This is a genomic window from Vibrio natriegens NBRC 15636 = ATCC 14048 = DSM 759, from assembly GCF_035621455.1.
GTDB classification, from domain to species: Bacteria; Pseudomonadota; Gammaproteobacteria; order Enterobacterales; family Vibrionaceae; genus Vibrio; species Vibrio natriegens.
Genome location: NZ_CP141822.1, coordinates 1,118,971 through 1,144,322, shown reverse-complemented (window position 1 = coordinate 1,144,322; position 25,352 = coordinate 1,118,971). Strand labels below are relative to the sequence as shown.

Genomic DNA, 25,352 nt, shown 5'->3' with positions numbered 1-25,352 from the left:
TTAGGTTAAATAAAAGAGACAGTTATGAAAAAATACCTCAGCCGCTTCACGTTATGTATCGCAGCACTGCTCACTTCCGCAGCCAGTGCCCATGAATACACGACAAACAGCATTAAAATCGACCATCCTTGGAGCCGGGAAGCGCCACCCAATGCAACCGTAATCGCGGGTTTCTTTCAGCTAAAGAACCTGTCCACCAGAGATGATTTTTTGATCAGCGCGACAACACCAGTTGCTGAGCGAGTGGAGATTCATCAGCATGAAATGAGTGATGGTGTGATGAAAATGAAGAAAATCGAAAATGTCCGGGTAGGCACAATGAAAAGTGTGATGTTTGAGCCAGGCGGCTATCACTTGATGATCTTCAATCCCGAGCAATCATTCAAACAGGGCGAGCGTTTTCCTATGACGCTTGAATTTAGAAACGCAGGAAAAGTAGAAATAGAACTCGCTGTAGAAGTGAATACCTACCTTCATTCACATTAACATTGAAGGAGCCTTTCGGTTGGGAAGGCTCCTTATATCCCTCTTCGTGAATTCGCCTCTTCTCATCCGACGGAGGAGCCTGGCACTATAGAATCACGTGAGGAATATAACGCGCCATATCCTGAGTAACTAAATTGCTGTCCTCACGAATCGAAATACCCGCGGCTCGGTCGTTAATCAGCCAGCTGCCGATAAGCGTATGACTTTGTCCAAACTTCGGTAACGGATGATATTGCTGAACAATGTTTTTGCTCGATTCATAAGGTCCTGGCGTTTTAACCACGCGCTGACCATTTTTCACTATCTCGATATTCGCGCCTTCACGTGAAAATAGCGGCTTTATCACATAGTCTTTTAAGCTTGCCGCTTTGGGATCCTCAGCAAAATAGGCAGGCAGTAAATTGGGGTGATTAGGAAAGCGTTGCCAAAGTAATGGCAGCAAAGCTTTATTCGAAAGAATGGACTTCCACATCGGCTCTAACCAGTTAACGTTCGCAGTTGAGAGATAAGTGCTGTACGCATCCTCAAACATAAACTCCCAAGGGTAGAGTTTGAACATCCAGCGAATAGCTCGGTTGTCCGCATCAACAAATATCCCCTCTTCCGTCACGCCAATGTCTTCAACGTAGACAAAAGCCGTTGATAACCCAGCCTCCCGAGCACAATCTTCAAGATATTGAACGGTACCTTTGTCTTCTTCGGTATATTTGCAGCAACTGAAATGCAGCGTTTGTCCCGGCTGTAGCTTGGCAATCTCAGCAAAGCGCTCGATAAGGAAATCTTGCAGTATATTGAATTGATCTGCACTTTGGTGAATTCGCCCTTTATTCACCACATCTTCAAGCCACACCCATTGCCAGAATCCAGTCTCAAATAATGACGTCGGCGTATCCGCATTGTTTTCCAGAAGCTTCGCTGGCCCAGATCCGTTGTAGGCGAAATCCATTCGTGAATAGAGGGAGGGTTCATTGCGTTTCCATGAGGAAGCGACCTGGGACCACATAACTTCAGGAATCGCACATTTCGTCAGTAACTCTTCACTGCGTACCACTTGGTCAACAATTTCGAGGCACATCTGGTGCAGCTCTTCTGTGGGATCTTCAAGATCCTGTTCGATCTGCGCCAGAGTAAACTGATAATACGCGGTCTCATCCCAGTAAGGTTGGTCGTACATGGAATGGAAGCCAAAACCAAACTGGCGTGCCAGTTCACGCCAGTTTTCTCTTTCTTGTATTTCTCTTCGAAACATAGTGTCTGTTAACCGCCGCGACTACCTGATACCGCTTTGCCAAAGCCGCCTCGAGACATAGCCTGACCAATCGTACCGCCGCCACGCTTGTTCAATCGGCTGCTCGCAACGCTAGTCGGCTGGTTTCGGTACGAGCCATAAAACTGCCCGGCACCGTTGTAATATTTCGACTTATAACGGTACATCGGCTCGGAGTAGTAACTCTTGTTGTATCCGCTCAGATTGCTAAGAGCGCGACTAAAGAAGAACCCACTGGCAAAGGGAACATAGGAGTTGTAGCGAGAACTGTAATAACAGTCATCTTGATAGAAGTCGTTCTCACACTCATGCTCTGTGGTATAGCGTGGTGCATTTTGCTCCGCTCTTTCCTTCGCTTCCTGATAGGCGATGTCACACTGCTCGCTGAACCCGGGTTCCGATGCTTTGCACTCACTGGCGTCAAGGTAAATAGCGCCTTCAGTCGTTGACTCCTGTGTCGCAAGATAAAATATCCCGCCAAAAGCTGCAAAAGGGATAAGGCGACTGACTTTAAAGCTCTTATCCATGGATGAACGTTTAACGTTAGAGCTGCGTTTCATCGTTTCTCCTAATACGTCATACAGGCGGCATTAAGTACACCGACAGAAACGGATACTGCAGCAAGTACAATACCCGCGGGTACCTCGTTGTTTTCAATCCGCTCTGATACTTTTGGCATCAGAATAAAACGAACAATTCCAAACGCAATCAGCTGAGCTAATAACGCGACAACACCCCAAACCATAAAATCAATGATGCTGACTGAGTTTTTCGCCGCGCCTGCAATTGCCAGACAGTAACCAAGAAAAGCACCACTTAACGCCACTGCTGCTGCTGTATTTTGCTCTTCTTTAATGAGTTGCCATTCATCATAAGGGGTCAGTTTTATATAAACGAATTTGAACGCCAAAACGAAAACAATCGACACTGAAAAATAGAGTAAGAAATTGGGAAATCCCGCTAACAAGTCTGCGATGATGTGCATTATTTGTCCTTTATCATTTTGTTCCATGCAAAATCTTCAATACGTTCATCTGCAATATAAAACAGTTTGCTTTTTGGTGGTACGTCAGTATCTAGGTCCGGATTTAGCTCGATGCCCTCACCTAAATCGATGGCAATAAGCGTTGCATGGTGATGCTTTTTAATAAACCCAAACAGGTTTTCAATCTTGGTCGTTGGTTGGTTTTCAGGATAGATCACGGAGTATTGTGTCATACCTCGAGTTGAGGCTAGCAGTTCCTGATGCAACGCACTCGAACCAGGATCCACGGCTGCCTTGGCTAACATTTCAGCCCCAACAGCTGGAATACACTCCGCTTTCGGGCAATGCTGGCTCAGTAAACGACCCAGCGCTTCATCTTTAAAATAGGCAAGCAAGTGTGCGTCAGGGTTCACAGAGGCACAATACAGTGCAGCAGACAAAGTGATATCATCCGATAAGTTATCGACGATGATGCAGCTCGCCTCTGTAATGTTCGCGTTTGACATCTCCTGTGAGTCGGTATAACTGGTTACTTTAATAAAGTGAATTTCACCCGGTAGAGGGTTTTCAATATCTGAGCGACTGCACAGTACTACCGGACGTTTTCCTGACTCTTCATGCTGCAACATACGAATCAGGTGCATGGTTCTTGACCCGTTCCAGCCCAATAATACGATATGGTTTTCCACTCTTACTCTCCGTTTACCGATAATTCCCGCTCGCCAATAATCTACCGCCGCACCTGCCACACGCCCCAAAAGTGCCGCAAACAGGCTCAATCCTCCCGGAATTACAAACAAGACCACAACCCACTTACCTAAATCGGTTACTGGAGAATGATCGCCGTAACCAACGGTGCTCGCCGTCACCATCAAGTAATAGATAAAGCTCGAAAAGTTTTCCGTAAGTTCCGTCTCGCCTGCCAGAACCAATAGCCCCCAAGAGAGGCTGATATATAAAAGGCTAATGACGACAAGGTTGCGGGTACTTAGTTTAAAAAAGTGCGAACTTAACCACTTTTTAACGACCAGCCACACTGCCATAAGTATTCAGTTCCTAAATGCATTACGTCTTTCAATAGTAACCCATTGATTGTAAGACACAAAAAAACCAGCCATATTCGGCTGGTTTTTGAGATTCATCTTAAGATAATGCGAAAAATTTACGCGTTACCCTTTACCTGCATATTAAGCTGTTCTGCAAAATCTAACATGCGGTTTAGTGGGATAAGCGACTTAACGCGAAGCTCTTCATCAACAAAGATTTCATGCTCTGCACCACCTTCACGAAGTGCTTGTTCAATCGCTTTCAAGCCGTTCATCGCCATCCAAGGGCAATGTGCGCAGCTACGACATGTCGCACCAGCTCCTGCTGTTGGGGCTTCGATAAGCTCTTTTTCAGGAACCAGTTGCTGCATCTTGAAGAAGATGCCTTTATCGGTTGCCACGATCATTTGCTTGTGAGGAAGCTCTTTCGCGGCTTTGATAAGCTGACTTGTAGAGCCAACAGCGTCGGCCAATTCAACCACGCTTGCTGGTGATTCTGGGTGAACTAGAATCGCAGCGTCTGGATAAACGCTCTTCATCTTGCGCAGTGCGTCAGCAGAGAACTCATCATGAACAACACATTCACCTTGCCACAGCAGCATGTCTGCGCCAGTCTTATTCGCAATGTACGAACCCAGGTGACGGTCAGGACCCCAGATGATTGGTTTGTCTTCTGCGTCCAGGTGTTCAACAATTTCAAGTGCAATACTTGATGTGACTACCCAGTCAGCACGTGCTTTAACCGCTGCAGATGTATTGGCGTAAACCACAACCGTATGGTCAGGGTGAGCATCACAGAACTCACTGAATTTATCCGCAGGACATCCAAGATCAAGCGAACATTCCGCTTCCAACGTTGGCATTAGAATGCGCTTTTCCGGAGTTAGAATCTTCGCCGATTCGCCCATAAAGCGAACGCCACCGATGATCAATGTGCTTGCCGGGTGACGGTTACCGAACTTCGCCATTTCTAGCGAGTCACCAACAAAACCGCCAGTCTCTTCAGCCAACGCCTGAATTTCAGGGTCAGTGTAGTAATGTGCGATAAGGACGGCATCTTTTTCTTTAAGCAGCTTTTTAATGCGCTCAATGTAAGACGCTTTCTCGTCTTCGCTCAACGGAACAGGTTTTGGAGGGAATGGGTAAACAGTGTCGATTTTATCTAGTATATGGCTCATTGCTCTTGCTCTACGCAACTTCCTTTAATCCGCGTATTGTAACCTCGTTAATTTTCAAAAACCAACCCATAGCGAGGATTTATAGAGCTCTAGCCGTATATCTTTGTTCCAATTAACACTTATTAACTTAATACACAGGCCAATAAAAGAAAAAGGAGCCAGAAGCTCCTTTTAGAAATAATCAAAGACAGTGGTTACAGTTTAGCGCCTGCAATTTTCGCTGAGGCACTATTTGGGTACTCATCGACCACTTGCTGATAAAACTTCTTCGCCTGCTCAGCATTGTTGTTACGCTCAGCGATATCGCCAAGTTTCACCAATGCATCTGCTCGCTTGTTAGAATCTTTGTAAGAAACCACTGCAATAAAGCTTTTCGCGGCTTCTTTATCCTGCTTTTTAGCGTAATACAATTGGCCTAACCAATAATGTGAGTTCGCTGTGTAAGTGGAGTCAGGATAATCCTTCTGGAATTGCTGGAATGCAGCAATTGCGCCAGCGTAATCGCGCTTTTTAAGGATAAGATCCACAGCGTCTTGGTAAGCCGTCTGCTCATCCGCATTCGGAGTGTATTGACCACCCGGTTCTGCTGACTCCGTCTCTTGAACGACGGGCGCTGACTTCATCTCACCACGCATGCGATCAAGCTCAACGAACAGCTCTCTCTGCCTCTGAAGCATTTGCTTCATTTCATGGTTGTTTCGTTCCAACTGACCTCTTAGATCACTGATCTCTCGTGACATTTGGTCAATTTGCTCTTGCATTTGGAACTGAAGACGGCTGCGACTTTGCAGTAGGCGTTCTAATCGCTCGACATCCGTCTCGGATGAACGACTTTTAGAAACTGAAGATGTGCTGTTGAGATCAGATACTGGAGCTGGTGCAGCGAACGCGAAGCTCGCTGCACTTGCCAGTAACGTAAGCGCAACAGCGCGCTTAGTGTTACTGAACAACATGAGGATTCCCTCGAATTAGTATACTAAAACCGCACGACGGTTTTTAGCGTAAACGTCATCAGACTGGCCTAGAAGAAGTGGCTTCTCTTCACCGTAGCTAACGATTGAAATTTGGTCTGCCTGAACACCCAGTGCTTGTAGGTAGTTTGCAACTGCTTGAGCACGACGCTCACCTAGCGCGATGTTGTACTCTGGAGTACCACGCTCATCAGCGTGACCTTCGATAGTTACGCGTAGTGATGGGTTTTTGCTTAGGTACGCCGCGTGAGCCGCTAGCATCTCTTCGTAATCACCAGCAATTGTTGAGTTATCAAATGCAAAGTAGATAGTTTGAGTTTCGCGTAGCGCTTGCTCTTTAAGCTCTTGCTCAGTCAGTTGACCAGCTTGATCGATCGGTGATACGACTGTTGTTTCAACAGCGCCGCTTTGGTTAGTTGCGTCACCTGTACTTGAAGCAGCGTCGTCACTTGAACTACACGCAGTCATAGCCATAACTGGAAGCGCGATAAGTAGCCCTTTTAGAACCTTGTTAAGTTGCATCTTATTTTCCTTTATTAATCTATCTTATTATTACAAAAACGGTGACCACGCAGGCGCTCTTACGCGTCCATTTGTCGCAGGTAATCTCGCTTTAAATCGACCATCAATGGAAACCATCGAAAGTACGTTTTTCTTATTGTACATGGAGCTATATACAACCATGCCACCGTTTGGAGCAATACTTGGTGACTCATCAAGTAAGGTCTTGGTAAGAACTTGAAGAGCACCCGTTTCTAAATCTTGTTTTGCCAAGTTGAAGCCTGAATCACTGCGATTCACCATCACCAGGAATCGGCCGTCAGGTGTGATTTGACCACTCAGGTTCTGACTACCTTGCCAAGTTAAACGATTAGTATCACCGCTGCCCAAATCTACTTGATAAATTTGAGGTTTTCCACCCCTATCCGATGTGAAAACCAACGATTTTCCATCTGGGTGCCAGAACGGTTCTGTATTATTTGATCTGCCACGCGTAATTTGTGTGAGCTGGCGAGATCTCAGGTCGAATGTGTAGACCTGCAATGAACCCGTCTTCGACAGAACAAGCGCAAGTTTGCTGCCATCCGGAGAAAACTTAGGTGCACCGTTGTGACGAGGATAAGAAGTAATCTTTTCTCGTTCGCCAGTGTAGATATTCATGATGTAAATTTCAGACTGACCGTTTTGGAAGCTTACATACGCTAGCTTCTGGCCATCTGGAGACCAAGACGGTGACATCAACGGCTGTTTAGAGCGAAGTACCAAACGTTCGTTGTAACCATCGTAGTCAGAAACACGCAGTTGGTAAGGAAAACGCTCAGTGTCACTCACCACTACATAGGCAATTCGGGTCATGAATGCGCCGCGGTCACCCGTCAGCTGCTCATAAACCAAATCGGAAATGCGGTGCGCGTATTCACGCATGCGAGACGCTTCTACGGTCGCAACTTTGTTGAACAACACATGGTCTTTCGATAGTACGAGTTCACCATCACTGCCTAATGCTTTACCCTGACCGCCGGTTAGCTGACCACGAACGATATCAACAAGCTGGTAGTTAACCACGTAATTACCCTGCTCATTTTGCGTGATAGAGCCTGTCAGTAAGGCATCAACACCAAGATTAGTCCATGAATCAAAGTTAACCTCAGATTCATTAAAAGGCGTCTGTGGCATTTTGTTCGTCGGTACCGGGCTGAATTTTCCACTGCGTTGTAAATCAGAGGCTATCACCGCAGAAATATCTGTTGGCAGCGCCGCAGCACCTTCCCATTTAAATGGAACTACAGCTATTGGTCGTGCTGAATCAATACCGTCGGTAATAACCAACTCTAGTGCAGCGTTCGCTACATTCGTCATACTGCTTAGCAGTACAAACATTCCTAGTAAAAGGCGTTTAATCACGTCTCTGTTCCTTTTAGTCCAAAGCAACCGTTAAGTTGATGTCTTTCAGTTTTTCATTGACCGCAGCTTCTGACGATTTAGGGAACGTCCCAACTTGTGCAATCGCTCTTTTTGCTGCCGCACAAACTCGCGTATCGCCACCCAGTACGGTAACACCAGCAACCATCATATCCGACCCGGTAGGAATCAGTTTGATGTTGACCCTACACTCCTTTCCCAGCAAATAGTCATCCTTAATCAACTTTTGCTGAATACTCTGAGTGTATATCGACGACATACGAGAAAGCTCGTCGTTGATAAATTGGTTACGAGCCGCACTGTTTTGGCTTGCTTCATCTTCTAAGCCAGCAAAAATGTCATCCAATGCTGCTTCTTGTTGTTTGCGTTCACGCTCGGCTTTCTCAGCAGCTTCACGAGCTTTACGTTCGCGTTCAGCCGCCTCTTTGGCTGCTTTTTCTTTTGCGATACGTTCTTGCTCGGCTTTTTGCGCGGCTTCACGTTCACGTTTGGCTTTTTCTTCAGCTTCTTTCGCTGCTTTCTCGCGCGCCACACGTTCTTGTTCCGCTTTTGCAATCGCCGCTTCTTTCGCTAAACGTTCCTGCTCCGCTTTACGTACCGCCTCTTCTTTGACTTTACGTTCTTGTTCAAGCTTAGCAGCTCGCTCTTGCTCTTTGCGAACACGTTCCTCTTCGGCTTTGCGTTCCTGCTCTTTTTTCTTGCGCTCGGCTTCCGCTTCACGCGCGGCTTGAGCATCTTTAGCCTGTTGCTCTTTCAGCTTGCGAATTTGCTCTTCTTCAGCTTTGCGATTTTTTTCCAGCTGCTCGGCTTCCCGTCTTAATTTATCCAGACGTTCTTGTTCCTTCTTAGCGGCCTTTTCGCGTTGCTGACGAATCTCTTTCGCTTGTTGCTGAACAAGCTTTGGATCGATAACAACGGCCTGAACCATCTGTCCTGTTGGTTCAGGTTTTGACATTGTTAGATCAGTACCCCAAAGCAATGCGACTACCAACAGGGCGTGCAAACCCACCGATATCATTATCGGCTTGGAGTACTCTTTGGTCTGGTTCTTTTTTTCTTTCATGAATAGTTGACGTTTATTCCCTGATATCGGTCAGGAGCCCTACTTTAGGGATACCGGCACGACTCAATTCATCAAGTAGAAGGACTACATCTGCATACGGGGTTGCTGCATCGCCACCTACCGCAACAGGTGAATCAGGTTTAAGCGATCGCTCAGCTTTCACACGTACAATCACGTCTTGCAGTGATAGGCCACGCTGAACTTCTTCATCGTTGACACTCAGACCTAAGTTACCATCGCGATCAATTTCGATAATGATGAAACTGCTATCAGTATCTCCGGCTAGCTCCTGAGCAGGGGTTGCGTTTGAGGTCTTTGGTAGCTCAACGTCAACACCTTGCGTCACGAATGGAGCGGTTGCCATGAAAATGATCAACAGTACCAGCATCACGTCGATATAAGGTACAACGTTGATCTCTGCCGTCATTTTGCGCTTTTTAGGTTGGTAACCCGCCATGCTTTATTCCTTATCCGCGCTGTCTCGGCCAGCCATCGCCTGACGATGAAGGATGCTGTGGAATTCTTCTGAGAAAGTCGCGTACGTGTGCTCAAGCTTACTTACTTTGTTGCTTAGTCGGTTGTAAGCCATTACCGCTGGGATAGCAGCAAACAGACCCATTGCCGTCGCGATCAACGCTTCTGCGATACCTGGTGCTACCATCGAAAGGGTTGCTTGTTTTACTTCACCCAGTGCGATAAACGCATGCATGATGCCCCAAACGGTACCAAACAGACCAATGTACGGGCTGATTGAACCTACCGTAGCAAGGAAAGGTAAGCTGGTTTCTAGCTCATCAACTTCACGAGCAACGGCAACGCGCATGGCACGTCCTGTCCCTTCCATAATGTAAGCTGGAGAGTTTGCGTTACTCTTACGCAGACGTGCAAATTCTGTAAAACCGGCGTAGAAGATCTCTTCTGTGCCGATGATTTCATCTTTACGAGCTTTTACTTTTTGGTAAAGCTGAGAAAGATCGGTACCTGACCAGAACTTATCTTCAAATGATTCTGCATCTTTTGATGCGTGTGAAAGCACTTTGCTGCGCTTAATGATCATCGCCCATGACGCAATCGACATACCAAGTAGTGTCAGCATCACAAGTTTTACCAACAGACTTGCCTGAAGAAAGAGATCTAAAATGGAAATATCAGCAGTCACTATTTGTTAGCTCCGAATTAATAAATGCTGGAATAGCTATTGGTTTCATTTTCTTATTATCGACACATGCTACCTTAACAAAGGTACTGCACAATATCCGCCCTTGATCATTGACCAACTCTTGACAGAATTGTAAAGACGCACGTTTTATTTCTGACACTCGGGTCAAGACTGTCAAATGTTCGTCCAGCTTTGCCCCTTGTTTGAAATCGATATCCATGTGTCGGACAACGAAACCGATGTTTTGTTCCAGTAACACTTGTTGAGAGATACCTTTTGCACGCAACATTTCAGTACGGGCACGCTCAAAGAATTTCAGGTAATTTGAATGATAAACAACGCCACCCGCGTCTGTGTCTTCATAGTACACGGTGATCGGCCAGCGGAATGAATTAGATGTGCCTTGCAAGAGAGTACCAATAGAGTCAATTCTTTAAAGTAGTTACTATAACTTAAGCAATATGAATTGGTACCAAGTGAGCGGAATATTTTTGATTTTTGTAGAAAAAATAAAAGCCAGGCAAAGAGCCTAGCTTTTAATCGATGATGAAATAACCGACTTTATTTCAGCTTATTTCAAGCTACATGAAATAGCGTACAGTTAAATACAATAAGATAGTCAGTGAAAAGTATGGGCTGAATAACACCTGCCAATACCAACTTCTCGGCTTGAAGCCAACGCCAAACACCATGCTTGAGCATACTGCCCAAATCAGTGCTGGAGCGATGACGGCGTTAAACCCGCCAATCGCCTGGCTGTAAGCTTCTGGCTCCCACATGACCAATCCAACATGCATAAAGCCGAGGATGAGAGATAAGACCCTCAGCAGAGTCTTATCTGTTGGTTCATGTAACTTCGCTACCTTATCAGCGAGATCACTCACTGTCTTTATCCATCATTTCTGAGTGCTCTAACCAAAGAGCGTTGATGATACCGAATGCACAAGCAAGTAGTACACCTAGAATCCATGCGAAATACCACATAGTGATTGCTCCTTAGTAAAGTGAGTTTTTGTTGTCTTCAATGTACTTATCATCCAAGCGGCCGAACATCTTGTAGTAAGTCCAAGACGTGTAACCCAGAATGATTGGTACCATAACAAACGCAACACCTGTCATTAGGTTAAGCGTCAGCTCAGATGAAGTTGCATCCCACATCGTCAAGCTGTGGCTAGGCACTAGATCTGACGGCATGATGAATGGGAACATCGCAAAACCAGCAGTAAAGATAATACCCGCAACACCAAGGCTTGAAGTGATGAACGAAGTCGCACACTTTTCAAGGCGAGAAGCCAGAACAGTAAGTAGTGGCATCGCAACACCTAGTACTGGTGCAGCCCATAGCAGTGGGTGGGTTTCAAAGTTCTTCATCCACGCACCTGCTTCACGAATCACCTCTTTGTTCAGAGGGTTAGACGCTGCATTGGTATCAATACCACCAACAATTACGTAGCCTTCAATGTTCTGAACCCAGAAACCAGCAACAACAAACGTTACCACAGTTAGCAGACCAGTAAGCTGAGCGACGTTACGCGCACGAGTATGCACTTCGCCAGTAGTCTTCATCTGTAGCCAGCTCGAACCCTGCATCAGAATCATGAACAAGCTTACTAGGCCACACAGCAACGCGAATGGGTTTAGCAGACCAAAGAATGAACCGTGATACGTTGGCATCAGGAAGTCACTCAATTGGAATGGAACACCTTGTAGAAGGTTACCAAAAGCTACACCGAAGATAATTGGCGGAACAAAGCCACTGATTGAGATACAAATATCCCAGTTTCTGCGCCATTTTGGATCTTCAATTTTCGAGCGGTAGTCCAGACCAAGAGGACGTAGCCACAGCGCTGCAAGCGTCAAGATCATCGCTAGGTAGAAACCAGAGAATGACGTTGCGTACACTAGAGGCCAAGCCGCAAACAATGCACCACCCGCAGTGATAAGCCAAACTTGGTTACCATCCCAGTGTGGGGCGATTGAGTTAATCATGACACGACGTTGTGTGTCGCTTTTACCGATAACAGGTACAAGCGCGCCTACACCCATATCGAATCCATCTGTTACTGCAAAACCAACTAGTAGAACACCGATCAGTACCCACCAGATGAATCGCAAGATTTCGTAATCAAACATCTTGTTGTCTCCTTGTCTTACGCTTCTACTTGGCGACTAACTTTGTCTTCAACAGAGTCAGCGTTTTGCTCGAAGTGGTAACGTCCAGTTTTCAGACTACTTGGACCTTTACGAGCGAATTTCACCATTAAGTAAACTTCTGCAATCAGGAATGCAGTGTAAAGCGCCAGAATCGCGAATAGTGAAGTCAAGATTTCACCGGCTGTCAGTGCTGAGGCAGCGACGTGTACTGGGAGAATCTCACCAACCGCCCATGGTTGACGACCAAACTCCGCAACAAACCAACCTGCTTCGATAGCAATCCATGGAAGTGGAATACTGAATAGCGCAGCTTTAAGCAGCCATTTCTTCTGTGTAATCTTCTGACGACACGTTTGGATGAATGCCAAGCCGAATACGAATAGCATAATGAAGCCACACGCAACCATGATACGGAATGACCAGAATAGCGGCCACACGGTTGGGATAGAGTCATCCGCTGCTGCTTGAATCTGCTCTTCTGTCGCATCAACAACATTTTCTGTGTAGCGTTTTAGAAGTAGACCGTAACCTAGGTCACCTTTCACTTCATCGAACGCAGCCATGTTCTCTTCAGACTTATCACCCGCACGAAGCTTCTCTAGCAGCTCGTACGCGTACATACCCGTGCGAATACGCTCTAAGTGTTGATCATGCAGGTCACGTAAGCCCGTGACTTCCTTATCGATAGAACGAGTTGCAATAATACCCATTACGTAAGGGATCTTAATTGCGTAGTCAGTATGCATGTCTTCTTGGTTAGGAATACCAAACAGCGTAAACGCAGCTGGTGCTGGTTCTGTGTGCCATTCAGCTTCTACTGCAGCAAGCTTCACTTTCTGAACTTCACCAAGCTCATAGCCAGATTCGTCACCAAGAACGATAGTAGAAAGAATCGCTGCCATACCGAATGAAGCGGCAATAGCAAATGAACGACGAGCGAATGCAACGTCACGACCTTTTAATAGGTAGTATGAACTGATGCCTAGAACAAACATTGCGCCACAGGTGTAGCCAGAAGCTACCGTGTGAACGAATTTAACCTGAGCAACTGGGTTAAACACAACTTCTGCAAAGCTGACCATTTCCATTCGCATGGTTTCGAAGTTGAATTCCGCGCCAACTGGGTTTTGCATCCAGCCGTTCGCAATAAGGATCCACAGTGCTGAGAAGTTAGAACCTAAAGCCACCAGCCAAGTTACCGCTAAGTGTTGACGTTTAGACAGTCGATCCCACCCGAAGAAGAATAAGCCTACAAACGTTGACTCCAGGAAGAACGCAACCAGTGCTTCGATGGCGAGTGGTGCACCAAAGATGTCACCTACGTAGTGCGAGTAATACGACCAGTTAGTACCAAACTGGAACTCCATGGTAAGGCCGGTAGCCACACCAAGTGCAAAGTTAATACCGAACAGCTTGCCCCAGAACTTGGTCATGTCCTTATAGATTTGCTTATTCGTCATTACGTACAACGACTCCATAATGGCCAGTAGGAAGGCCATACCAAGGGTCAATGGTACGAATAGGAAGTGATACATCGCTGTTAGTGCAAACTGCAACCGCGATAGATCAACTACGTCAATCATGGTAACTCCTATGTGTCGGCTGAATGACACTCTCTACATATTGCAATCCATAATCAAGTGTTATTCACACATGAAATATGTTGAATTGTCACAACTTTTTGTTGCGAAAATGTACTTCGTTGGTTAGTTAATTGTTAAGCATCAGCTAATATAGCTGTGGCTAATATTACTTGTAAAAACACATTGTTTCAAAAGATTTATAGCCAGAATGCGCTTTGATACACATCAATATTTATGCACAGAACGTGGACAAAAATCCATCACCTTGACGCAAATCAAACAACACCTGACGCAAATGTTAAGGCTGGGTAATCAGGGGAGTAAATAACGGGCTACAGGCAAACATTAGCGCAACAACTAGAACTTTTCTGTTAACTAAAAAGGAATTAAAGAAATTCAATAAATGAGACATAGATCACCAAAAGCAAAAAGGCTGAGCAATTTGCCCAGCCTTTTTACTTTCTATTTTTCGATTCCAAAGTGGAGATAAGCCCGATCAGTGGCAATTCTACCCCGTGGTGTTCGTTGTAAATAACCTTGTTGAATCAGATAAGGTTCCAGCACGTCTTCTATGGTGTCTTTTTCTTCACCAATAGCCGCTGCCATATTATCTAAGCCAACGGGACCTCCGCCAAACTTCTCCATAATCGCGAGGAGAAGTTTACGGTCCATATAGTCGAAGCCCTGAGCATCAACATCAAGCATGTTAAGTGCTTTATCAGCGACATCAGCACAGATGTGACCGTTGCCTTTCACTTCCGCATAATCACGCACACGACGTAATAAACGGTTTGCAATACGAGGTGTGCCACGAGCACGACGTGCGACCTCTAAAGCCCCTTCCGGGTCCATAGAGAGACCTAAACAATCCGCACTACGCTGAACAATGTCCTGCAGGTCTTTAATCTTATAAAACTCAAGACGCTGAGTGATACCAAAACGGTCGCGTAATGGTGACGTCAGTGAACCAGCACGTGTCGTCGCGCCGATTAAGGTAAATGGCGGCAAATCGATTTTAATTGAGCGAGCTGCCGGACCTTCACCAATCATAATATCTAGCTGGTAGTCTTCCATCGCGGGATAAAGCACCTCTTCAACCATTGGGCTCAAGCGGTGGATTTCATCGATAAAGAGAACATCGTTTTCTTCTAAGTTGGTGAGCAGCGCGGCTAAGTCCCCTGCTTTTTCCAGCACAGGACCTGAAGTGGTACGAATGTTCACTTCCATTTCGTTAGCAACGATATTGGCGAGTGTGGTTTTACCCAAGCCAGGAGGACCAAAAATCAGCAGGTGATCTAACGCTTCATTACGCAGCTGTGCCGCTTTAATAAAGATCTCCATCTGGCCTCGAACGTGATCCTGACCTTGGTAGTCTTCTAACTTTTTCGGACGGATTGCACGGTCAATGACGTCTTCTTCCTTAAACGCCGGGTTTTCTGGAGCGATTAAACGATCAGCTTCAATCATCTTGTTACCTTGAAAAAATGGTTACCTGAGAGAATAGATTACCTTAAGCAACTTATCGCAATCGGCAAACTGTTACTTTCGGACTGGCGTTACACCATTGATTTTAGCGCTTCACGGATCAGCTGCTCGCTGTTCATATCCGGTTTCGCGATTTGAGACACGACTTTCGAGGCTTGCGTTGGTTTGTAACCTAGAGCAAGCAGTGCACTCACCGCCTCTTCTTCTGCGTTGTTAGATGCAGCCATTGCGGAATCTGCCGGTGCGGCATCGGTAAATGGGGTGAAGAGATCACCAGCACCCCACCCTTTCAGACGGTCTTTCATTTCAACCACAAGGCGCTCAGCCGTTTTCTTACCAACGCCCGGCAGCTTAACGAGTGTTGAAACATCCTCTCGTTCAACGCATGTAACAAACTGACTTGCTGTCATACCAGACAAAATGCCCAAGCCCAATTTAGGACCCACGCCGTTTGCTTTAATCACTTCACGGAACAGCGCACGCTCTTTTACGGTATTGAAACCGTAAAGCAGCTGAGCATCTTCGCGAACAACAAAATGAGTATAAATGATGGCTTCTTCGCCGATGTTTGGCAGCTCGTAGAAACAGCTCATTGGCATCTGAACTTCATAACCAATGCCGTTAACTTCAATTAAAACTTCAGGAGGTTGCTTTTCTAGCAAGGTGCCGCGAAGACGTCCAATCACGATAAATACTCTTTGGAAATGAATTTGCGACAGGATAATAAAGAACTGGATAGACATCCAGTTAATTTTACCGGTAGCGCCCTTTTCGTGCGCTGGTCGCCTTTCCTGCCAATGCCACTAGCGTTTTGTTGGTATTGGCATGACAGATTGCCACACCCAAGGCATCGGCCGCATCGGCTTGCGGTTTTGCTGGCAGCTTCAACATATGTTGGACCATGTGCTGGACCTGAGTTTTATCTGCACCGCCGGTCCCCACAACGGCCTGTTTAATCAGGCGTGCGGCGTATTCATAAACAGGTAAATCCGCATTTACAGCCGCGACGATTGCACTGCCTCGAGCCTGTCCCAGTTTTAGCGCAGAATCGGCGTTTTTCGCCATAAAAACTTGTTCGATAGCGAAGACATCTGGCTGAAACTGAGTAATGATTTCCGTAACACCGGCATAAATTTGTTTGAGTCGACCCGGGAGCTCTTTTTCAGACATGCGGATACAGCCGCTGCCAAGATATTGCAAATGGCGGCCTTGCTGGCGGATGACACCGTAACCGGTAATACGTGAGCCTGGGTCAATGCCCAAAATAATTGACATTAAGTTTCCTAATCAACAACTCATTAAATTTATTAGACTTATTAGAATATATTTCATTAAAACAAAAACTCCCGCAATTGCGGGAGTTTTTCTTCAATTGTTGTGCGCTTATTCTGCGTCTTTTTCTTTTGCTACTGTTACCGCAACTGCCAGCTCTTCTAGCGCTGCAGGGTTTGCAATGCTTGGTGCGTCTGTCAGTAGACACGCTGCTGCTGTTGTTTTAGGGAACGCGATAACATCACGGATGTTCTCAGTACCACATAGCAGCATAACCAGACGGTCCAGACCGAATGCAAGACCTGCGTGCGGAGGCGTACCGAACTTCAGTGCGTCTAGAAGGAAGCCGAATTTTAGTCGTTGCTCGTCTGCATCGATACCTAGGATATCGAACACTGCTGCCTGCATTTCTGCGTTGTGGATACGTACAGAACCGCCGCCCACTTCGTAGCCGTTTAGAACCATGTCGTATGCGTTTGAGTTCGCTGCCGCTGGGTTCGCTTTTAGCTCTTCCGCATTAACACCAAGAGGTGCCGTGAACGGGTGATGCATTGCGTGTAGGTTGCCTTCGTCATCTTCTTCGAACATTGGGAAGTCAACAACCCATAGAGGTGCCCATGCAGACTCGTCCGTAAGTTCTAGATCTTTACCTAGTTTCAGACGTAGTGCACCTAGTGCTTCTGCAACGATGCCTGCTTTGTCAGCACCAAATAGGATGATATCGCCAGATTCTGCTTGAGTGCGGTCTAGAATGCCGTTGATCACGTCTTCGTTTAGGAACTTAGCAACTGGAGACTGGATACCTTCCACCCCTGCAGCGCGGTCGTTAACCTTCATCCACGCCAAGCCTTTCGCGCCGTAGATACCAACGAACTCAGCGTAACCGTCGATTTGCTTACGAGTCAGAGACGCGCCACCTGGTACACGGATTACCGCAACACGACCTTTCTCGTCGTTTGCCGGACCAGAGAACACTTTGAAGTCTACGTCTTTTACAAGATCAGCAACGTCTACTAGCTCTAGTGGGTTACGTAGGTCTGGTTTGTCAGAGCCGAAACGACGAATTGCTTCCGCAAACGGCATTACTGGGAACTGACCCAGGTCTACGTTTAGTAGCTCTTGCCACATATCGCGAACCATGTTTTCAGTCACTTCACGTACTTGATCAGCCGTCATGAATGACGTTTCGATATCGATCTGGGTGAACTCTGGCTGACGGTCAGCACGCAAGTCTTCGTCACGGAAACACTTAACGATTTGGTAGTAACGGTCAAAACCAGACATCATTAACAGCTGTTTAAATAGCTGTGGAGACTGAGGAAGCGCGTAGAAACTGCCCTTATGAACACGGCTTGGTACTAGGTAGTCACGAGCACCTTCTGGCGTCGCTTTAGTTAGTACTGGAGTTTCGATATCCAGGAAACCGTTGTCGTCTAGGAAACGACGAACAAAGCTAGACGCTTTAGCACGTAGCTTGATGCGGTCACTCATTTCTGGACGACGTAGGTCCAGGTAACGGTACTTAAGACGCTGCTCTTCAGAGTTCTTTTGGTTGAAGTCTAGAGGCAAAACGTCAGAACGGTTGATGATTTCAAGACCTTTTGCAAGGATCTCAACTTCACCGGTTGCCATGTCTTTGTTTACTTGGCTTTCTGGACGAACACGAACTTCACCCGTTAGTTTGATACAGAATTCATTACGAAGTGTGTTAGCCACTTCATACGCATCCGCCATATCTGGATCTACAACTACCTGAACGATGCCTTCACGATCTCGCATATCGATAAAAATAAGACCGCCTAAATCACGGCGACGGTTAACCCAGCCGCAAAGTTCTACAGTTTGTCCTGCAAGGGACTTGTTCAGGTGACCACAGTAATGGGTACGCATAATGAAATTCCCAATCTCTCAAAAGTTGTTGACTACGCTCTGTCGGCTTCATTGCCAAGCAGAGTAAAGATTCAGTTATACGCTGAAAGTCTATGAAAATCGACTACTCAGCGTACAATTAAGTGTGTTTTATCATTCATTGGTGCTTTTTAGTACTACAACTGTTCAAAACCGCACCAGAGCGAAAAAATTGCTGCTGATTATAACGTGAAATTACCTATTTCAGCAAAACTCTCGTAAAGTGATCGCAGGATTAAATGTAAAGAAGAATAATGGATAACTTACCCCTTCGACTTGGACTAACCATGTGGTCACATAACCTGTGGCAACAAAGCTTTTATGGTAGTGGCACAAAGCCAGCAGAGCGTTTAGAGAAGTACGCACAGGTATTCCATACGGTAGAAGGCAATACCACCTTTTATGCGACACCGTCACTTAGTACTGTTCAAAACTGGAAATCAGCAACAAACGACGATTTCAAGTTTACCTTTAAGCTACCAAAAGCCATTACTCACCAGCAAATGCTAAGAGGATGTGATGAGCAGCTGCGAGACTTCATGAAAGTGATGGAACCGCTCCATGAGCGAGTCGGTCAGTGGACAATCCAGTTGCCAGCCGCTTTTGGACCTGAATACCTCGACCGTTTAAAAAAGTTCTGCGCCAGCTTTCCACCGAATTTCCCTCTTGGTGTAGAAGTGCGTCATATGGCGTTTTTCTCCAAAGGTGACGATGAACGAGCGCTCAATCAATGGCTGATAGAAAATGGCATCGACCGAATCATTATGGACAGCCGACCTGTGTTTGCAGCTAAACCAAATAGTGAAGCAATCATCGATGCGCAGATGAAAAAGCCCAAAGTGCCAGTACACGCGATTGCCACTGCTTCTCACCCGATGATCCGCTTTATCGGCCACCCGGAGGAACAGCAGAATTATGACTTTTTTAAGCCTTGGCTGAGCAAACTTCCACAGTGGATCAATGAAGGTAAACAGCCTTATGTGATGATCCATACCGCCGACAACATCATCGCACCAGAACTGGCTGCAAACATTTATAAGAATCTACAAAAGCACATTACGCTCCCTGATTTGGAGCCCTTCCCTGCCAATGATGGCAACTCCCAATTACAGATGTTCTGATGCAATCTAAAGCAATGCATGACAGAGGCGCGAATTTCTCATAAAATACGCGCCTTTTTTGATGTCTGACGTTTTTTGAAGACTATATAGTCCCGTCAGCTTGTATGCAGAGATTTGGTTATGAACCCTAAGAGCAATCCAGATACTATTTTTTCGGCTCCAATCGATAAAATTGGGGATTTCACGTTTGATGAACGCGTAGCGGAAGTCTTTCCTGACATGATTCAGCGCTCGGTACCGGGTTACAGTAACATCATTTCTGCGATTGGCATGCTGGCTGAACGCTTTGTTAAGCCGCACTCCAACATTTATGACCTTGGGTGTTCTTTAGGTGCAGCGACACTTTCAATGCGCCGCCATATTAAACAAGAAGGTTGTAAAATCATCGCTGTCGATAACTCTCCAGCCATGGTCGAACGTTGTAAGCTTCACGTAAACGCATACCGCAGCGACACACCAGTAGAAGTCGTTGAAGAAGATATTCGTAATATCGAAATTGAAAACGCTTCGGTAGTCGTCCTGAACTTCACACTTCAGTTTCTTTCTCCAGAAGATCGCTACACGTTGTTAGAGAAAATCTACGCTGGTCTGCGCCCTGGCGGCATTCTGATTCTGTCTGAAAAATTCGTCTTTGAAGATGAAGTGTCTAATGAACTATTGATTGACCTTCACCACGACTTTAAACGTGCAAATGGCTACAGCGAGCTGGAAATCAGCCAAAAACGCAGCGCAATCGAAAATGTAATGCGTCCGGATTCTAAGAAAGACCATAAAGAACGTTTCGCCAAAATTGGATTCTCTAGCTACGACGTCTGGTTCCAGTGCTTTAACTTCGGCTCTATGTTTGCAATTAAGTAACCATTCGGATAAGTAAACATTCGAACTCAAACTCAATTTACTTTTACACCATCAACTCAGCGATTAACTAATTATGTTTAACTTTGCAAATTTCTATCAATTAATTGCCCAAGACACGCGTCTTCAACCGTGGCTAAACGTGTTACCACAACAGCTAACGGACTGGCAAAATGCAGAGCACGGTGACTTTGGTCGCTGGTTGAAAGCACTGAACAAAATTCCTGAGGGCTCACCGAATCAGGTTGACATTAAAAACTCAGTCACCATCAGCAATGACACACCTTTTCATGAAGGTGAACTGAAAAAACTAGAAAACTTGCTGCGTACATTCCATCCATGGCGCAAAGGGCCGTACACAGTACATGGTATTCACATTGATACTGAGTGGCGCAGTGACTGGAAATGGGATCGTGTACTTCCACATATCTCACCGCTCAAGAACCGCAGTGTGCTCGATGTCGGCTGTGGTAATGGCTACCACATGTGGCGCATGCTTGGTGAAGGCGCTCGTCTTTGTGTTGGCATTGATCCTTCCCACCTGTTCCTAATCCAGTTTGAAGCGATCCGCAAACTGATGGGCGGCGATCAGCGAGCGCACCTGCTGCCATTGGGTATTGAGCAACTACCAAAACTAGAAGCGTTCGATACGGTATTTAGTATGGGTGTTCTGTATCACCGCCGTTCTCCGCTTGACCATCTAATTCAGCTCAAAGACCAGCTGGTTTCGGGTGGTGAGCTTGTATTAGAAACCCTGGTGATTGAGGGTGACGAAAACGCCGTTCTTGTACCGACATCTCGCTACGCTCAGATGCGCAACGTATATTTCTTCCCTTCAGCAAAAGCACTCAAAGTGTGGTTAGAGCTGGTTGGCTTTGAAGATGTCCGTATCGTCGATGAGAATGTGACTACGGTAGGTGAGCAACGCACCACAGACTGGATGACTCACAATTCACTACCAGACTACCTAGATCCAAACGATCCGAGTAAAACAGTGGAAGGCTACCCAGCGCCACGCCGTGCAGTACTTGTGGCTCGTAAATCATAATTAACTTAGATTTCTGACATTGCTCTAACTCACTGCTTCTATTAAGACATTACCCTCTCATCTTATCTCTTCAAGGGTGTGGTTCGCACCCTTGATTCTAAGCTTTTCGTCACTATTCCTCACTCTATAAGAGATAGAGAAACATTCTTACTTGTGAGGCTTTGTTGATATAAGCTAAACTCTTAAAAATCAAACAACTTAATCCATCCCAAGGTTTTCAATGTTATTACGATTGACTCCGGTTGTTGCCATCGTCTTGCTATCTGGATGCACACTTACCAAAGGCGAACAGTACCACCAAGAAACGTTAGCCGCTATCCAATCCTCAGAAACGAATGTCAATAATCGTATTGCTACTCTGGAGCAGCAGCTCAGTAACCAATCGAACCATATCGACAACCTTGAAGGCGAAGTGACGACACTAAAAGGCGAGCTTCGTACATTCCGCGATGAAGCCATGGCCGAAGTCAAAAAGCCAAAAGATCCTATCATCGTTCAGGCTCCTACCCCTGTAGAACAGACGCCAACACATAACATTATTCTCGGTTCAATTGAGAAAGTGACCATAGATTCTATCAAGCAGACGTTCGATGCTCGTGTCGATACTGGCGCAGCCACTTCGTCTTTAAACGCTATCGATATTAAAGAGTTTGAAAGAAACGGAAAAAACTGGGTTCGCTTTCATTTGGCCGACAATACAAAGTCTGAAGAAGAAAAGAATATTTGGATTGAAGCTCCTGTCCTACGCTACGTGAAGATACGTCAATCCACGGCAGATGATCTTGATCGCAGAGCCGTTGTCGAACTGTGGGTCAAAGTTGGGAAAATCCATGAAAAAGCGCAATTTACGTTGGCAGATCGTTCCCATATGAACCATCCTATTTTACTAGGTAGAGAATTTATTCGCGACATCGCGTTGGTCGATGTTAGCCGCACATATATTCAAACAGAAGAAAACTAAGAATAATAAGGTAGATTATGACGTCAAAAATACCGTTTTACGTATCCGTCATTTTATTGGTGGTTGCGGGCATCGCTTTGAGTGTTTTCAGACACCAAAATTATGGCGTGCCATGGACTCCAGGTGAAACGCGTCAGGTATGGGATGTAGAAGCTCGTATAGAATTCAACGCTAACGGCAACGAAGTAAAAGCTTCCCTTGCCGCCCCTCATACTCAAAGTGGTTACACACTTATCGGCGAATCCGCTTCTTCTTCTGGTTATGGGGTCTCTTACATCAACTCAGACTCCGGACGTCGCGCAGAATGGTCAATCCGTCAGGCTCGCGGTCCTCAGACCATCTACTACAAAGCACAATTTCTGGTGGACCCACAAGCTCAGGTGACGCCTCTCCCACCAGCAGATGAGATTACCCCTCCAACGCTTTCAGCTCCGCAACAAGCTGCTGCAAACGCTCTGATTGAGCGAGCAATGAGCCGCTCTGCGGACAACGTGACATTTGCACGTGAACTGATCAAAACATTGAACGATCCGGACAGTCAAAACTCTGCGCTGCTACTGAACGATTTTGACCGTACCGATGCGTTACACAATATCCTTCTCTCAGCGGGTGTACAGAGCAAAATAGTGGGTGTTATTGAGCTGGAAGATGGACGCCGACGCCAAACCATTCAACCAATGGTACAAGTATGGTCTGGTAAAGACTGGGTTCTGTTCTCTCCAAACTCAGAGCAAAAGGCCGTGCAACCTAACCTGTTGGTTTGGGATGAATCCAACGTATCGCTGCTCGATTTAGTTGGCGGCAATAATAGCCAAGTTCATTTCTCAATGATCAAGCAGGATATGACTCCTCAACAGGCCACCAACAACAAGATTGAAGCCGATGGCCTGATGAACATTTCTATTCATAGCTTGCCACTTGAAGAACAAGCTATGTTTAAGACCATCATGCTGATCCCAATTGGCGCACTGATTGTGGTATTCCTGCGCGTGATTATCGGCCTGAAAACATCAGGTACCTTCATGCCAGTTCTGATTGCGGTCGCCTTCGTCCAAACGCAATTGATTACTGGTATTGTCGGCTTCTTGCTGATTGTCGGTACGGGCTTGATTATCCGAAGCTATCTGTCGCGACTTAATTTACTTCTGGTCGCTCGAATATCAGCGGTTATCATCACGGTAATCATGATCATCTCGGTATTCACTGTCGTCGCATTTAAGATCGGCCTGACAGAAGGTCTGACGATTACCTTCTTCCCGATGATCATCTTGTCATGGACCATCGAACGTATGTCGATTCTGTGGGAAGAAGAAGGGGCGAAAGAAGTGGCGATGCAAGGTGGTGGCTCACTACTTACCGCAGTACTGGTTTACCTGGCGATGACCAATTCGTACATCCAGCACTTGACGTTTAATTTTATTGGTCTGCAGTTAATCGTACTGGCAGGGATTCTACTACTTGGTACGTACACTGGTTACCGCTTGACAGAACTTCGTCGTTTCAAGCCGCTAGCGGAGGATTAAACGATGTTTGAACGTTATACCACGCCAGCAAAACTTCGCCACAAAGGCATCATGGGGATGAACAAACGCAACCATAGCTATATTGGTCGCTACAATGATCGTTCCAAATATCCTTTAGTGGATGACAAGCTGAAAACTAAAATCATCGCTCAGGCAGCAGGGGCGACCGTCCCTGCCCTCATCGGCGTCATCCATAACCAAGCTGAAGTAAAGACCATCCACAACATGGTTAAAGAGTGGCCAGGCTTTGTAATTAAGCCTGCTCAAGGTAGTGGTGGTAAAGGTATTTTAGTTGTCACCTCACACAAAGATGGCGTATACACCAAGCCTTCAGGTGCAACCATTGGCAAAGAAGAAGTAGAGCGCCACATCAGTAACGCGCTTGCCGGGCTATTTTCTCTTGGTGGCAAAAACGATGTTGCCGTCGTTGAAAACCTGATCAAGTTTGATGACTGCTTTGATGGTTTCAGTTATGAAGGTGTGCCGGATGTTCGAATCATTGTGTTTAAAGGCTACCCTGTAATGGCGATGATGCGTTGTTCGACTGCCGCTTCTGATGGTAAAGCGAACCTTCACCAAGGCGCTGTAGGTGTGGGTATTGATATCGCCACGGGTAAAGCGATCAGAGCTGTACAATTTGACCAACCCGTCACTCACCACCCTGATACGGGAAAGGACCTTTCAACGCTGGAAGTTCCACATTGGGAGCGCTTGCTTGAACTGGCTTCTAGTGCTTGGGAAATGACAGGTCTAGGCTACATGGGCACAGATATGGTGTTGGACAAAGAAGAAGGGCCGATGGTTTTAGAGCTCAATGCGCGTCCGGGCCTGGCTATTCAAATCGCGAATGGCATGGGCTTGCTGCCTCGTTTAAAACATATCGAAAGCCTTGGTACTCCTGCTGAATACCCAAAACCGAAAGAGCGTGTCGCCTACGCAGCAGCTCAGTTCGGCGTTAAACCGCAATTCTGATATCACTTTTGCTCACTGGACCTCGAACATGTGGTTCAGTGAGTGCAACTAGCATAAATTCCTCTGATTGCTAGGTCACCTTTCATATTTGAGCGACATACCTCGTTTTCAATTTAAAGCGCGAAAACGCTAGCCTCAATCAATGATCTATCTAACAAATTAAACATAGATCGTTTTTTTTATACTCAACATCTTGAGTATTATGAGTACTCCCCTTACTCAACTTATGAGGTTGAGACATGTTAACAAAAGATACAAATAATAAAGAACCATCGCTTGTTGACCATGAGACTCTAGACCAGCATTTACAACGCTTATCAGAGATTTCTATCCAGGCACTTGAAGAGCTTGCTGAAATGCTCGAAGTTACACCTGATGTTTCAGAAGATTAG

General features: G+C 46.0%; 28 protein-coding genes. 8 read left to right on the top strand and 20 right to left on the bottom strand.

The window, feature by feature from the left end; translation table 11 throughout:
* The first annotated feature begins 24 nt into the window (after positions 1 to 24).
* Positions 25 to 486 carry a copper chaperone PCu(A)C gene (locus VER99_RS05260; protein ID WP_014231371.1) on the top strand — a complete coding sequence of 154 codons (462 nt, stop codon included), beginning with the start codon at positions 25 to 27 and terminating at the stop codon, positions 484 to 486.
* Positions 487 to 571: 85 nt separating this feature from the next.
* Here the strand turns inward: VER99_RS05260 and VER99_RS05255 are convergent, their stop codons facing one another.
* The 20 genes from VER99_RS05255 to aspS form a co-directional block, all read right to left on the bottom strand.
* Positions 572 to 1,735, bottom strand: coding sequence for a glutathionylspermidine synthase family protein (locus VER99_RS05255; protein WP_020332899.1), 1,164 nt, complete (start codon positions 1,733 to 1,735; stop codon positions 572 to 574).
* A gap of 8 nt (positions 1,736 to 1,743) precedes the next feature.
* Positions 1,744 to 2,313 carry a DUF1190 domain-containing protein gene (locus tag VER99_RS05250; protein ID WP_020332898.1) on the bottom strand — a complete coding sequence of 190 codons (570 nt, stop codon included), beginning with the start codon at positions 2,311 to 2,313 and terminating at the stop codon, positions 1,744 to 1,746.
* An 8-nt stretch (positions 2,314 to 2,321) separates the two neighbouring features.
* On the bottom strand, positions 2,322 to 2,738 hold the full coding sequence (locus VER99_RS05245; protein WP_014231368.1) for a DUF350 domain-containing protein: 417 nt from the start codon (positions 2,736 to 2,738) through the stop codon (positions 2,322 to 2,324).
* On the bottom strand, positions 2,738 to 3,781 hold the full coding sequence (locus tag VER99_RS05240) for a potassium channel family protein (protein WP_020332897.1): 1,044 nt from the start codon (positions 3,779 to 3,781) through the stop codon (positions 2,738 to 2,740). Before VER99_RS05240 ends, VER99_RS05245 begins: the two co-directional genes overlap by 1 nt.
* A gap of 119 nt (positions 3,782 to 3,900) precedes the next feature.
* Entirely contained in the window at positions 3,901 to 4,962 is a 1,062-nt protein-coding gene (gene nadA / locus VER99_RS05235; RefSeq protein WP_020332896.1) for a quinolinate synthase NadA, read from the bottom strand.
* Positions 4,963 to 5,156: 194 nt separating this feature from the next.
* A complete protein-coding gene (ybgF, locus tag VER99_RS05230) occupies positions 5,157 to 5,912 on the bottom strand; it encodes a tol-pal system protein YbgF (RefSeq protein WP_024372715.1) in 756 nt (251 codons plus the stop codon).
* 18 nt (positions 5,913 to 5,930) lie between these two features.
* Positions 5,931 to 6,455 carry a peptidoglycan-associated lipoprotein Pal gene (gene pal / locus VER99_RS05225; protein WP_014231364.1) on the bottom strand — a complete coding sequence of 175 codons (525 nt, stop codon included), beginning with the start codon at positions 6,453 to 6,455 and terminating at the stop codon, positions 5,931 to 5,933.
* Between the two features lie 30 nt (positions 6,456 to 6,485).
* Positions 6,486 to 7,838, bottom strand: a complete 1,353-nt coding sequence (gene tolB, locus VER99_RS05220; protein ID WP_014231363.1) for a Tol-Pal system beta propeller repeat protein TolB — start codon at positions 7,836 to 7,838, stop codon at positions 6,486 to 6,488.
* Between the two features lie 13 nt (positions 7,839 to 7,851).
* Positions 7,852 to 8,919: a cell envelope integrity protein TolA gene (gene tolA / locus VER99_RS05215; RefSeq protein ID WP_014231362.1), complete on the bottom strand. Its 1,068-nt coding sequence runs from the start codon at positions 8,917 to 8,919 to the stop codon at positions 7,852 to 7,854.
* A 13-nt stretch (positions 8,920 to 8,932) separates the two neighbouring features.
* Complete coding sequence (locus VER99_RS05210; protein ID WP_014231361.1) at positions 8,933 to 9,376, bottom strand: ExbD/TolR family protein; 444 nt, start codon at positions 9,374 to 9,376, stop codon at positions 8,933 to 8,935.
* Positions 9,377 to 9,379: 3 nt separating this feature from the next.
* On the bottom strand, positions 9,380 to 10,078 hold the full coding sequence (tolQ, locus tag VER99_RS05205) for a protein TolQ (protein WP_014231360.1): 699 nt from the start codon (positions 10,076 to 10,078) through the stop codon (positions 9,380 to 9,382).
* Positions 10,068 to 10,487 carry a tol-pal system-associated acyl-CoA thioesterase gene (gene ybgC, locus VER99_RS05200; RefSeq protein WP_014231359.1) on the bottom strand — a complete coding sequence of 140 codons (420 nt, stop codon included), beginning with the start codon at positions 10,485 to 10,487 and terminating at the stop codon, positions 10,068 to 10,070. Before ybgC ends, tolQ begins: the two co-directional genes overlap by 11 nt.
* Before the next feature lie 172 nt (positions 10,488 to 10,659).
* Positions 10,660 to 10,962, bottom strand: a complete 303-nt coding sequence (ybgE, locus tag VER99_RS05195; RefSeq protein ID WP_014231358.1) for a cyd operon protein YbgE — start codon at positions 10,960 to 10,962, stop codon at positions 10,660 to 10,662.
* Positions 10,955 to 11,062 carry a cytochrome bd-I oxidase subunit CydX gene (gene cydX / locus VER99_RS05190; protein WP_000270284.1) on the bottom strand — a complete coding sequence of 36 codons (108 nt, stop codon included), beginning with the start codon at positions 11,060 to 11,062 and terminating at the stop codon, positions 10,955 to 10,957. The genes ybgE and cydX overlap by 8 nt, the downstream gene beginning before the upstream one ends.
* 12 nt (positions 11,063 to 11,074) lie before the next feature.
* Positions 11,075 to 12,211 (bottom strand): cytochrome d ubiquinol oxidase subunit II, encoded by a 1,137-nt coding sequence (gene cydB / locus VER99_RS05185; protein ID WP_020332892.1) that lies wholly within the window; start codon positions 12,209 to 12,211, stop codon positions 11,075 to 11,077.
* Positions 12,212 to 12,228: 17 nt separating this feature from the next.
* The gene (cydA, locus tag VER99_RS05180) at positions 12,229 to 13,815 is read right to left on the bottom strand and encodes a cytochrome ubiquinol oxidase subunit I (RefSeq protein ID WP_014231356.1); all 1,587 of its coding nucleotides are present in this window, start codon (positions 13,813 to 13,815) and stop codon (positions 12,229 to 12,231) included.
* A 462-nt stretch (positions 13,816 to 14,277) separates the two neighbouring features.
* Complete coding sequence (gene ruvB / locus VER99_RS05175) at positions 14,278 to 15,282, bottom strand: Holliday junction branch migration DNA helicase RuvB (RefSeq protein WP_014231355.1); 1,005 nt, start codon at positions 15,280 to 15,282, stop codon at positions 14,278 to 14,280.
* 89 nt (positions 15,283 to 15,371) lie between these two features.
* The gene (ruvA, locus tag VER99_RS05170) at positions 15,372 to 15,986 is read right to left on the bottom strand and encodes a Holliday junction branch migration protein RuvA (RefSeq protein WP_014231354.1); all 615 of its coding nucleotides are present in this window, start codon (positions 15,984 to 15,986) and stop codon (positions 15,372 to 15,374) included.
* A gap of 67 nt (positions 15,987 to 16,053) precedes the next feature.
* Positions 16,054 to 16,575 (bottom strand): crossover junction endodeoxyribonuclease RuvC, encoded by a 522-nt coding sequence (gene ruvC / locus VER99_RS05165; protein ID WP_014231353.1) that lies wholly within the window; start codon positions 16,573 to 16,575, stop codon positions 16,054 to 16,056.
* Between the two features lie 108 nt (positions 16,576 to 16,683).
* Positions 16,684 to 18,462: an aspartate--tRNA ligase gene (gene aspS / locus VER99_RS05160; protein WP_014231352.1), complete on the bottom strand. Its 1,779-nt coding sequence runs from the start codon at positions 18,460 to 18,462 to the stop codon at positions 16,684 to 16,686.
* 272 nt (positions 18,463 to 18,734) lie between these two features.
* Between aspS and VER99_RS05155 the strand changes: the two genes are divergently transcribed.
* From VER99_RS05155 to VER99_RS05125, 7 genes are all read left to right on the top strand, one after another.
* Positions 18,735 to 19,601, top strand: a complete 867-nt coding sequence (locus VER99_RS05155) for a DUF72 domain-containing protein (RefSeq protein ID WP_014231351.1) — start codon at positions 18,735 to 18,737, stop codon at positions 19,599 to 19,601.
* A gap of 120 nt (positions 19,602 to 19,721) precedes the next feature.
* Positions 19,722 to 20,459: a carboxy-S-adenosyl-L-methionine synthase CmoA gene (gene cmoA, locus VER99_RS05150; protein WP_020332891.1), complete on the top strand. Its 738-nt coding sequence runs from the start codon at positions 19,722 to 19,724 to the stop codon at positions 20,457 to 20,459.
* A 73-nt stretch (positions 20,460 to 20,532) separates the two neighbouring features.
* Entirely contained in the window at positions 20,533 to 21,504 is a 972-nt protein-coding gene (gene cmoB, locus VER99_RS05145; RefSeq protein ID WP_014231349.1) for a tRNA 5-methoxyuridine(34)/uridine 5-oxyacetic acid(34) synthase CmoB, read from the top strand.
* A gap of 220 nt (positions 21,505 to 21,724) precedes the next feature.
* Entirely contained in the window at positions 21,725 to 22,465 is a 741-nt protein-coding gene (locus VER99_RS05140) for an ATP-dependent zinc protease family protein (RefSeq protein WP_020332890.1), read from the top strand.
* A 17-nt stretch (positions 22,466 to 22,482) separates the two neighbouring features.
* Positions 22,483 to 23,988, top strand: coding sequence for an inactive transglutaminase family protein (locus VER99_RS05135; protein WP_020332889.1), 1,506 nt, complete (start codon positions 22,483 to 22,485; stop codon positions 23,986 to 23,988).
* A 3-nt stretch (positions 23,989 to 23,991) separates the two neighbouring features.
* Positions 23,992 to 24,960, top strand: a complete 969-nt coding sequence (locus VER99_RS05130) for an alpha-L-glutamate ligase-like protein (protein WP_020332888.1) — start codon at positions 23,992 to 23,994, stop codon at positions 24,958 to 24,960.
* Positions 24,961 to 25,199: 239 nt separating this feature from the next.
* Positions 25,200 to 25,352 carry a hypothetical protein gene (locus VER99_RS05125; protein WP_020332886.1) on the top strand — a complete coding sequence of 51 codons (153 nt, stop codon included), beginning with the start codon at positions 25,200 to 25,202 and terminating at the stop codon, positions 25,350 to 25,352.